The sequence below is a fragment of the Prosthecobacter sp. genome (genome assembly GCF_029946185.1).
Classification (GTDB): domain Bacteria; phylum Verrucomicrobiota; class Verrucomicrobiia; order Verrucomicrobiales; family Verrucomicrobiaceae; genus Prosthecobacter.
Map to the genome: position 1 here is coordinate 1 of NZ_JAQSEA010000304.1, position 10,777 is coordinate 10,777.

At 60.3% G+C, this 10,777-nt stretch carries 9 protein-coding genes; 2 read left to right on the forward strand and 7 right to left on the reverse strand.

The annotated features are described in order from the left end of the window. Together PSV43_RS24700 and PSV43_RS24705 are read right to left on the reverse strand one after the other, a co-directional pair. A partial coding sequence (locus tag PSV43_RS24700; protein WP_300204015.1) for a 6-phosphofructokinase occupies nt 1-487 on the reverse strand: 487 nt, incomplete at its 3' end. Nucleotides 488-546: 59 nt separating this feature from the next. Beyond that, nucleotides 547-1,500 carry a serine hydrolase gene (locus PSV43_RS24705; RefSeq protein WP_300204018.1) on the reverse strand — a complete coding sequence of 318 codons (954 nt, stop codon included), beginning with the start codon at nt 1,498-1,500 and terminating at the stop codon, nt 547-549. Between the two features lie 119 nt (nt 1,501-1,619). Between PSV43_RS24705 and PSV43_RS24710 the strand changes: the two genes are divergently transcribed. Next, nucleotides 1,620-2,036, forward strand: coding sequence for a ketosteroid isomerase-related protein (locus PSV43_RS24710; protein WP_300204023.1), 417 nt, complete (start codon nt 1,620-1,622; stop codon nt 2,034-2,036). A 749-nt stretch (nt 2,037-2,785) separates the two neighbouring features. Here PSV43_RS24710 and PSV43_RS24715 read toward each other — a convergent pair. From PSV43_RS24715 to PSV43_RS24735, 5 genes are all read right to left on the reverse strand, one after another. Then, entirely contained in the window at nt 2,786-4,900 is a 2,115-nt protein-coding gene (locus PSV43_RS24715; RefSeq protein ID WP_300204026.1) for a prenyltransferase/squalene oxidase repeat-containing protein, read from the reverse strand. Nucleotides 4,901-5,098: 198 nt separating this feature from the next. Further along, nucleotides 5,099-5,575: a peroxiredoxin gene (locus PSV43_RS24720; RefSeq protein ID WP_300204028.1), complete on the reverse strand. Its 477-nt coding sequence runs from the start codon at nt 5,573-5,575 to the stop codon at nt 5,099-5,101. A 285-nt stretch (nt 5,576-5,860) separates the two neighbouring features. After that, nucleotides 5,861-6,433, reverse strand: coding sequence for a DUF4112 domain-containing protein (locus tag PSV43_RS24725; RefSeq protein ID WP_300204031.1), 573 nt, complete (start codon nt 6,431-6,433; stop codon nt 5,861-5,863). 114 nt (nt 6,434-6,547) lie between these two features. After that, a complete protein-coding gene (gene rho, locus PSV43_RS24730) occupies nt 6,548-8,545 on the reverse strand; it encodes a transcription termination factor Rho (protein ID WP_300204034.1) in 1,998 nt (665 codons plus the stop codon). 20 nt (nt 8,546-8,565) lie between these two features. Further along, nucleotides 8,566-9,315, reverse strand: coding sequence for a YebC/PmpR family DNA-binding transcriptional regulator (locus PSV43_RS24735; protein ID WP_300204037.1), 750 nt, complete (start codon nt 9,313-9,315; stop codon nt 8,566-8,568). A 490-nt stretch (nt 9,316-9,805) separates the two neighbouring features. On the opposite strand from PSV43_RS24735, the gene PSV43_RS24740 reads away from it, so the two are divergent. Next, the coding region (locus PSV43_RS24740) for an ABC transporter permease (protein WP_300204040.1) at nt 9,806-10,777 on the forward strand (972 nt) is incomplete at its 3' end.

Sequence of the window (10,777 nt, forward strand, 5' to 3'; positions counted from 1 at the left end):
GGTCCAGTGCGTCCACCACCGTGGCCACCGCAGAGTCAAAACCAAACGAGGTGGCCGTGGCCTGGATGTCATTGTCGATCGTCTTGGGTACGCCGATCACCGGGATGCCCATCTGGTACAACTGCAGGCCGGTCGTCAGGCTGCCGTCTCCGCCCACTACGATCAGCGCACCGACCTCGAGGTGGCGGAGCGTGTTCTTGGCTTTTTCCACAATCTCCACCGGCACCTGGGAGACATTGCCCTCGCCCACCTTGGCGACGAAGTGGCCCTTGTTGGTCGTACCGAGAATCGTCCCACCCAGCTTCATGATGCCGATGGTCTTTTCTGAATCCAGCATCATGTAGTCGCCCGGAGGCAGCAGGCCTTCAAACCCATCGCGGAAGCCGACGACTTCCCACCCGCGGGTCTGTGCTGCACCGACGACGCCGTGAATAACTGCATTAAGTCCGGGGCAATCGCCGCCGCTGTTAAGAATTCCAATTCGCATGGGGTATAGTCTGGGAAAGAGGTTGCGCTAAATGGTGACGGAAAAAGCTCCGTAAATATTCAAAATTGATCAAGCATCTGGCGCTTGTCAGTGATCGGGCGGCCAGCGGCCAGCCAGCGGTCATAGGCTGCCCAGCCTTGGTGCAGCAGGGTGCGTGCCTCGCCAAAGGGATTCGCAGAGCCCAGCACCACCACCACCATGCGGTGGCGGTAGATCAGGCTTGTATTGTCCGCCTGTACCTGCACGCTGGAAGGCTTCTCGGCGGTGATCACCACGCAGCCGCTGGAGCGTGCCGTGCTGCTCGCTTTGATGCCGTCGATGCGGTCCACTCCCAGCAGTTGATTCGTGTTGCTCAACGCCATCGTGATCGGCTGCCCGGCACGGTAGATGGTGATGCTCCGGCTGGCTTGATTGGTGTAAAACCGCAGCGCAGGCCGTGACACAGCATAGATGGCCAGCCGCGCGATATCTGCCGCACACGAGTAGGGCAGGGGGCGGGAGTTCTCCAAACCATGCGGATTCGTGAAGCGCGTGGCACGTGCGCCTTCGCGTGTGGCCAGCTGGTTCATTTGCTTCACAAACTCCTCCATCGGGTGGCCGGCACGCTGGAGGCGGGAGAGGTGGTCCTTCCCCACGAAATCGCCCAGCGTGATCGCGGCGATGTTGTCGCTGCTCATCATCGTTGCATACAGCAGATCCCGCAGGGTGACCTGATCTCCCGGCTGCAGGCCGAGGCTGCCCGCGTCCGAAATCTGGAAAGCGTACGCCGGGACCGTGGCGAGTACGCCCACGCCCACCTTCGAGGCTTCCGCCCAGTCAAGCGTCACCATGGCGGTGGCGATTTTTGCCATGCCTCCGACGGGGCGCTTTGCCTGCGCATCTGCGGCGACATGCACTTTTTTATTGAAGGCATCCACGACTAGAACGGCCGACTGCGCCTGAAGTGCAGTACCGCCGGTGACGAACGAAGAACAGATGCCAAGAATCAATGCGCGGGAGCTTAACCACGCCATGCTGGGGGAAAACATAGACCTCGGATGTTTAGCCGTCCGCGCCACTATCGCAACCGTGGATTTCCCATCCTCATTTTCTAATTTGACGCTGGCGCTGGTGAATTCATGCTCCGCTTCTCATGGCAACACTCCAGCAGCCGGCTCTCGCACTCATCCAAACTTATTACGCCACCTTCAATTCAGGCAACCGGGAGGCATTCCTGGCCCTGCTGACGGACGACATCGTGCATGACATCAATCAAGGCGGTGCCGAAACCGGGCGCGCGGCCTTCCAAGTCTTCCTCACCCGCATGGACTGCTGCTATCGCGAGCAAGTCTGCGATCTCCTCGTCTTCGCGAACGAAGAGGGGACGAGAGGTGCCGCGGAATTTTTTATTGAAGGCGAATACCTGGCCACAGATGCGGGCCTGCCCCCCGCAACGGGCCAGCGCTACCGTCTCCGAGTCGGCGCGTTCTTTGATCTCCACGACGGCAAAGTCCAGCGCGTGACGAACTACTACAATCTGGAAGAATGGCTGCGGCAGGTCGGAGCTTAAAAAGTACGATGGGCACTCCCGTTGAGCAGTGCTTTCATCCGCCCTCACGGTTCCCAATTTTAGCATTTTCCGAAACTGATTTCCGGAATGGCGCGTGTGGAGGCACTCTGGTTCATGAGCTTTGAAAGCCGTGGAAACTTTCGGTTTTGCCGCAAAGGGGCGGAGAGGCAGAGGGAGCAGAGAAATCTAGATCTTATACCAAGAGCAGATGAACATGAGTCTGAATGAATGGCATTCTGTTAAGAGAGTTTGAGGTGGTTTTCGGTGGCAGCGGTCAATCGTATGATGGCAGCCATGGAAGCCTGCGGCAGAGGAGTGCTGCGGGGCACGCTGCAGACGCCCATTCTTCGCTAAAGCTACGAAGGACAAGCTGCTGGAACCCGGCGTGGCATTGAGGCGTGCTGGGTTTGCTGCCCGGAATTGTCTGCCATACCCAGGGTCGCCTCGCTGAGGCTTCCTCCTTCGCTCAAGCTACGGAGGACGAGCTGGCATCCCTGGGCTGGACTACGCAGCCCCTTCAGGGCTGGTGCGAAGCGGGGCTGGTTGAGGCCAAGAGAAACAGACCTGGTTTCAATGGATCGTGGTATGATCTCTTCATACCCGCCATTTCCCGGAAATGAGTTTTGCGAATCGCTATAATAACACAATGCTCGGGCGAACAGCGCTACGAGATCTGGGCTGCCCTTGGACGCTGCGATATCACTGATCGACGGGCAAGAGTGCCCGTCGTGCCTCAGAGATGCCAGGCGTTACTTGTCAAAGAAGGACGACTCTTCGCGGTCGCCGACTTTAAGGTAGCGGTAGTACACCTCAAGCTGGAGTGTGCAAAGGCACTGGCGGTAGATCGGATCAGCTGCATCACCTGCGGGCCAGTTAGGGCGACCATGCTTGAATGAGCCATCTGCCTGCTGCGCGCCGAGGATCTGCGGGAGGAACTGCTGATTGTAGAATTTCCAGTCTTCGCCGCCCTGCTGGAAGTACGCCTGGGTGTAGTAGTACCAGCAGTAGAGGTTGCAGTTTTTGTTCCAGTCCAGAGGTTCGGCAGTGAGGAACTCGGTGAGGAACTTCATGCCCTTCTTGATCGCCGTGGTCTTGCCCTTGGCCATCGTCTGCAGGCCAAGAATACCCACGCCGGAGAGACTCCACTGATTGTAATGCGCGTCACGGTTCGGGCCGCCGAAGCCGCCGTCCTTCGTCTGCATGGTTTCAAGATAATCGGTCATCTTGCCGATGCAGCTGTGCAGGCCGTCGATTTTCAGTCCGGTGTTCTTCGCCGCTTTGAGCGCCTGGAACTGCCAGCCTACCACCGAAAGATCGGCACCCGCGTCCTTGTTATAGACGATCTGGTCCTTGCCACCATAAGCCCAGGCTCCTTTGGGGGTCTGGGTATCAATGATGACCTTCACGCCTTTTTCAAAGGCTTCACGCATGCCGGGCAGGCTCTTGCTGCCGAGACGGGCCAGCGTGTACATTTCGCCAAGGGCATACGTGGCGATCCCGTGCTCGTAAGTCCCTGCACCGCCTTTGCCGCCAGCGGCTTCGCCCTTCCACCCGGTTTCCGAAAAGATGCCATAGGGGTTCTTTTTGCCGACTTCCAGCAGGTACATGATGCCCTTGGTGACGTTTTCGCCGTAGAACGGCGACTCGGGCGTTTCGCAGCGGCCGAGGTAGCACAGCAGCGCCAGACCGGTGAAAGCAGCCTTGTTGCTTTTGCCCCAGGAGCCGTCGGGGTTTTGCTTGCCTTTGAGCCATTCGAGGGAGGCGGAGACGGCGGCTTCGCACTCGGGTGTGCCGCCGTTTTGGCGGAGCTTCTCCAGTCGTTCCTGCGTGGAACAGCGGCTGCGCATGGATGGGGGCAGGGTCACAAAGCCACCTGCAGCTCCCAGCCCATTGCCTTTGCCAAATCCACCACCGGCTCCGCTAAGGCCGAATCCTGCGCTGGCTCCCAGTGCGCCGCCACCCATCATGGCGCTCACGTCCGGCATCTCCAGCGAGTCCGGCGGTGCCTCTGGCAGCGTGATCGCGGAATTCATGTTCGCGCTCACCAGCTTCTTCATCGGCATGGTCTTGTTGATCGAGCTGCGCTTCTTCTGCTGCACTTTGTGCTGCAGATCCGCACTGGCCTTGGCGCCCTGAGCGGTGCCGCCACCGGGGAGGAAGTCCACCTGCTTGTCCATCACTCCGCTCTGGAACACGATGAACAGCGCGACCACACCGAGACCGGCATGAATCAAAATACTCAGCAGCAGCGAGCTTGCACCCGCCTTGCGCCACATCTGCACAAACTGGTTCGGCGGCTTGCCCACCTCAATATGCGTCAGCGCCGGTGGGTGATACACTTCACCCTCCTGGTGCTCCGCCACCACTGCTGCCACGGCAACCTCTTCGTCATCGGCTGGCTCGGCCAAGACTGACATGGGCGTGCTGGGCGCGGGCATCATGGGAATGACACTCGCAGCGGTTGGCACTGGCATGGCCACCGGCACCGCAGCACTGGCGTGATCAGGCGCAGCCGTGGGCACCGTGCCGGTCGAAGGCGCAGGAGGTGGCATCATGGCCGGCATGGCCATCTGCGGCATGTAGCCGGGCGGATATCCCGGCATCTGCGGCGGGTAACCCTGCGGCATGGGATAGCCGGGAGGATACCCCGGCGGGTAGCCCTGCGGCATCGGGTAGCCGGGCGGATACCCCGGCATCTGCGGCGGGTAGCCCTGTGGATATCCCTGAGGCATCTGCGGCGGGTAGCCCTGTGGATACCCCTGAGGCATCTGCGGCGGATAACCCTGCGGCAACAGCTGAGTGGCACCAGGGGAAGGTGGTGGCGGCTGAGGATTCGGCGGAGTTCCAGGCGGCGGCGGATTCATTTTTCAATAAAAGCTGTTGATCTATATCTATATACACGGTTGCCGTCACTTCCGACAAGATGAATTTACGGGCCTCGAAAACGAACCTTACCGCCCCTCGCGCAGTCAGCCCCTCATCCGGCCACCATTCCAGCCGCAAATCTTGCCGCCACGAGCACCCTCGGGTGCACCAGCACCCCTTACGCGAGCAAAACACCCCTACGAAGCGAGAGCCGCTAGCACGCCCTCAAGGTGGGCCCCCGGCTTCACTTTTTCCAAGATGGCAGTGATGACGCCCTCTTCGTTGATGACGAACGTGCTGCGCTCGGTGCCCAGATACTTTTTGCCGTACAGCATTTTTTCGACCCACACGCCGTACGCATTGACGATGACCAGGTCGGGATCGGCGATGAGCGGGAAGGGCAGGGCGTGTTTTTCGATGAACCTCCCGTGCCGCTTGAGGGAGTCCGTGCTGATGCCAAAAAGCAGAGCTGCAGAGGTCATCTCTGACCAAGCGTCCCGCAGCACACAAGCTTGCTGGGTGCATCCCGGAGTATCGTCCTTGGGGTAAAAGTACAGCACCACCTTCCGGCCCCGCAGCTGGCTCAGCGTGACGGTGGCGCTTTCTTCATAACCACCGCCTATAACCGGGGCGGTAAAATCAGGAGCGAGGGTGTGGAGATCAGGTTTCGGCATAGGAGTTGTGGAGACGTTAGCAGCGGTTTGCTGTGGGCGAACACATTGGCCGTCAAGAGATGCAAAAAGAAGAAAAAACGGAGCGTGGTTCTGTGATTTTGAAACGGGGAGGGCCGCCAAACAACAAGGCCGCTGGAGCTAGGAGAACCTCGTCTATTGGCCGGACTCTTCGGGTGGCAGCGCTCCGAATTTTGCACTTCAGAGACTGGAACGCCGCCGCGAGAGATTCTGGAGAGAGGCCACGGTGGTCTTGGCCATCAGGCAAGGTGATCTGGGGCGTCTTTTTCACGCAAACCCTAGGGCATGCATCACCGCCTGGGCGACAGAGTAAAAGAGCCAGGCGTAGAAGACCCAGGCGATGGCGACGAAGCCGACGACCATCGCGATGAGCAGGAAAATACCGGCGTAGTAGTGGAGCGTGCTGCGCTGCACTTTCGCCTTGTGCCCGGCCTGCCAGGCCATCAGCAGCTTCAAATTGCGTGAGTTGGATTTGAAGAAAACGGAGGCCACAGCGCCCGCACCTGGGATGAGCCCGATGAGGAAGTTGATGCCCATGTTGAGGGACATGCGCAGAAAGACGTGGATGGGGATGCCGCTGCGGAGGGCATCGAGCAGAATGATGAAACCAGCACCTGAGGCCACCGTGTCCCCCACGGCGGGGATGAGCGCGAGGATGGGGTCCAGCCCAAACCGCACATTCGTGCCGGGCACCCGCATCAGCTCATCGAGGTACTTCGTGAGAATGCGGGCCGCCGCGTTGTTAACGGGGTCCTTGCTCGCCGCCAGCTTCGCCGCGATGGGATTCACCTGCGGCGGCAATACATCGTCCACTTTGATGTCACGTGTGGGTGCAGGCATGCCAGTGGATACGCCTAGCGGCAGAAAGGGGCAACGACGAATGCGGAGTGCGGAAAATGTGACACGACCGCCCCGAACGGGCGCAAGCCCGAACAAAGAACAGCGTTGCCGAGCCTAGGTTTTGCTCGGCAGATCGACCAGCATCTGCGCATTGCTAGGGTACCGCTCAAGGAGAGAGATGACGCGCTGGATGGCTTCGACCGGCTTGTGGCCGGCGAGGCCACGGCGGAGCATGTGGATTTTGTCGAGCTGGAAGGTCTGCAGCAGCAGTTCTTCACGGCGCGTGCCAGATTTAAAGATGTTCACGGCGGGGTAGGTGAACTGCTCGGCGATCTTGCGATCGAGCACGAGCTCCATGTTCCCGGTGCCTTTGAACTCCTGGAAAATGAGGTCGTCCATCCGCGTGCCGGTTTCCACCAGCGCCGTGCCGAGGATCGTGAGCGAGCCTGCGGTGCGCGTGTTACGTGCCGCAGCAAAGAGCCGGCGGGGAATTTCCAGCGCACCGACGCCGACACCGCCGCTCATGACAGCGCCGCTTTTGGCGGTGTTGTTAAACGCACGGGCCATGCGGGTGAGTGAGTCCATCAGCATGAACACGTGCTCGCCGCACTCGACGAGGCGCTTGGCACGCTCAATGGCGAAGGTTGCGATGCGCGTGTGGTTCTTCACGTCCTGGTCGTTGTTGCTGGCGTAGATTTCCGCCTGCGGGAGGATGCGTTTGAACTCCGTGACTTCTTCAGGCCGCTCATCGACGAGCAGGATCATCAGGTGCACACCGGGATGGTTGGTCACCATCGCCTCAGCGATGTGCTGAAGGATCGTTGTCTTGCCGGCACGTGGTGCCGCGACGATGAGGCCGCGCTGGCCACGGCCCACGGGCGTCATCATGTCGATGACGCGGGTGGTCAGGCGTTCCTTGGTGGTCTCAAGCTGATAGCGCTTGTTCGGATTGATGGCCTTGAGTTCTTCGAAGAGCGGCAGGTCACGCATGGCCAGCGGATTGCGGCCATTGACCTCGGTCACTTCAGTGATCTGCGGTCCCCGTGCTCCTTTGCACTGGACGCCGACGATCTGCATGCCCTCGCGGAGGCCGTACTTGCGGACGAATTCCGGCGCGATGAAGGCATCCATCGGATTTTGCGCAAAGGAAAGCTCTCTGCGGCGCAGGAAGCCGTAGCCCTTCGGGGACATTTCCAGAATGCCATTGGCAGGCTCCGGCGGGCCGAGGGGTTTTTCTGGCTCCGGCTCGTAGTTGCGGCCGCCTTGGGCGTGATGCTGCGGGGCACCGTTGTCGCGCTCGCGTTCACGATGGCCACCGCCGTCACGATCGCGATTATTGCCGCCGTCGCGATGACCTCCGTTGTCACGATCACGATCACGATTGCCACCACCACCGTCACGATTCACATTCGGATTAGGCGTGTAAGGCACACCGGCGCGGCGCTGGGCGTCACGCTCCGCACGGCGCTGCTTCCAGCGCTCAAACTTGGCTTTGCGGCGCTCCTTGGCCGTCATTGGGCGGGGCTGCCCGTTGTCACCGATCACGGTGTAGCGCGGCAGGCCGTTGGGCTCAGTACCGGAGCCATTGCCCTCGGCATCATCGTCACCTTCAGAATCTTCCGCGTCTGCCGTGTTCCCAGCTGGCGCACCGGATGATGGTGCAGAAGCTGCGACGGGCGCAGGGGCAGCAGCGAAAGGGGCAGGTGGTGCCTCCTGGACGCTGGCAGCGGGCGCTTCAGCAGGTGTCGCAGGGCTTTCCTTGCCGCCGAGATTCAGCTCGGGCGCTTCGGCTGCATCGACTTTTTTCTTGGCAGTCTTCCGTGCCACCTTCGCCTTGGGCTTGACCGCCGCAGGGGCTTCCTCGGCGGCGGCTTCCACCACTGGCGCAGCAGCAGGCGCAGCCTCGGGGGCCTCAGCAGGCTCGGCGGCAGGGGCAGCTTTCGCTTTGGCTCGGGACGCTTTTTTCGCAGGAGCTGGGGCGGCTGCTTCCACCGCGATTTCCACGACGGGTTCAGCTTTGGCTTTGGCGACTTTTTTGACCGCTGCTTTTTTGGCCGGGGCTTTGCGCTTGGTTTTAGGAGCTTCGAGCTCGGCGGTGGTTTCGTCAGACATAAACAGAAAAGGGGAGGGGATTAATCGAGCTGCTCGGCAATGGCGTCGTCGATTTCAAAATTGGCGTGGACGTGATGTGCATCGTCGTAGCCGTCGAGGATGTCGTAGAGGCGGATCAGAGATTTCGCGGTGTCCACATCACTGATGGTGACGGTGGTCTGCGGCTGATAGATGAGCTTTTGTGAACTGGTGGTGAGGCCTTTTTCGCGCAGCACACCATTGACTTGAAACAATTGATCTGTGGCGGTGTAAACGATCCAGTCGTCACCGTCTTCCTGGATGTCTTCGGCACCTGCATCCAGGGCGATCTCCATGATCTGGTCTTCGGAGGCGGTGGCTTTGTCGAGGCGGATCTCGCCACGGCGTGCAAACATGTAGGCGACGCTGCCGGAGTCTGCAAAGGTGCCCTGGTTCTTGCCAAGGAGGACGCGGATGTCATTGGCGCTGCGGTTGCGGTTGTCCGTAACGATTTCGATCATCATCGCGACACCACCCGGGGCGTAGGCCTCATAGAGAATTTCTTCGATCTGCGCCCCGCCGAGTTCACCCGTGCCCTTCTTGATGGCGCGGTCAATGTTGTCATTGGGCATGTTGGCCGCGCGTGCCGCCAGGACGGCGCTGCGCAGGCGGGCATTCATGTCAATACTGCCACCGCCATGCTTCGCGGCGAGGGTGATTTCCTTCGACAGCTTGCTGAACGCATTGCCGCGTTTGGCATCCGTGATGGCTTTGCCACGCTTGATTTTGGACCATTTATTGTGGCCTGCCATGATGAAGAGCGATGTCTGTAGGAATGCAGCGAACGGGTGCGGCCATGACAATGACGGCGGCCTTCCGTGCGGTGTGGTTTGGGAAATGTAGGGGGAGAGCGGCCTTGCCGCGGTGAGTTCCAGTAGGAAAGACGGCCTCGCAGCGAGTGCGGGGGCGCGTTTCATCAGCGCTAGAGCTGGAGAAACTTCGGCAATCCTGCCGGGAACAACACCAAGTGTTCACCAAGTTGAGAGAACTTGGAACGGTGTGAAGTGTGCGGGATGCCGGGGCATCTTGCAAGATGTATTTCGGCATGGAGCGGGAAAAGTCAGCCGGCAGGGCCGCGCCGGACCCCACGGCCCCAGAGAATCACAAGACCTCCGCCAAACCCCTCTCGCAACAAGCCCCACACACCCGCACCTGTGATCTCAGACCGCAGGGTGATTTCCTGCAAGCGCAAGATCGTGGCAATTTCATGCCGCTGAGGCCGTATGTCTCAGCCCCCCCTGAATGTCTTTTCTCGCCTCGCATCCCGTCTTTCGTCTCATCGCCTCGCCCCAGCACCTGTGGCGCACTCTCTCACTCGGCATCAAGACTATCTGGCTGCACAAACTGCGCTCCTTCCTCACGGCGCTCGGCGTCGTCTTTGGCGTGGCCTCCGTCGTTGCCATGCTCGCCATCGGTGAAGGCGCAAGCCATGAGGCGCAGGAGCAGATCCGCAAGCTGGGCAGCCAGAACATCATCCTGCAAAGCACCAAGCCACCGGACGGGCAGGGCTCCAGCGGTGAGTCGCGCAGCATGATCAGTGAATACGGCATCACCCTGCGCGACATCGACCAGATCCGCCAGACGGTGCCCGGCATTCGTGTCGTCGTGCCCAGCCGCTACATATCGGAAAACATCTGGAACTTCGACCGCAGTGTGGACGGCCAGGTCATGGGCGTGCTGCCCGTGTATCCCGAGATGCGTAACCGCAGCATCCTGCAGGGCCGCTTCTTCAATGAATTCGAAATGAAGGACAGCGTGCCCGTCTGCGTGATCAATCAGACCGTCGCCGCGCGCCTCTTCCAGCTTTCCACCCCCGTTGGCAAATCCGTCCGCGTCAAAGGCTTCTACTACAAGGTCATCGGCATCCTCGAAGACGAAGGTGCACCGGTAGGTGCCGATGCCTCCGGGGCCGGCAATGCAGCCTCATCCCAAGCGCAGATCATGATCCCGTTCACCACGCTGATGGATCAGTATGGTGAAGTCTTCTTCCGCTTCCGCACCGGCGGCTTTGAAGCCGAGAAGGTGCAGTTTCATGAGGCCGTGATGCGGGTCGATGACGTGAACATGGTCGAAAGCCGCGCCGAGGCCGTACGGCACATCATGACGACCAACCACAAGAAGGAAGACTGGCGCATCATTGTTCCCGTGGAACTGCTCAAGCAGGCCGAAGCGCGGGTCGAACGCTACCAGCCACACCAGGCGCGAGACGCTGCC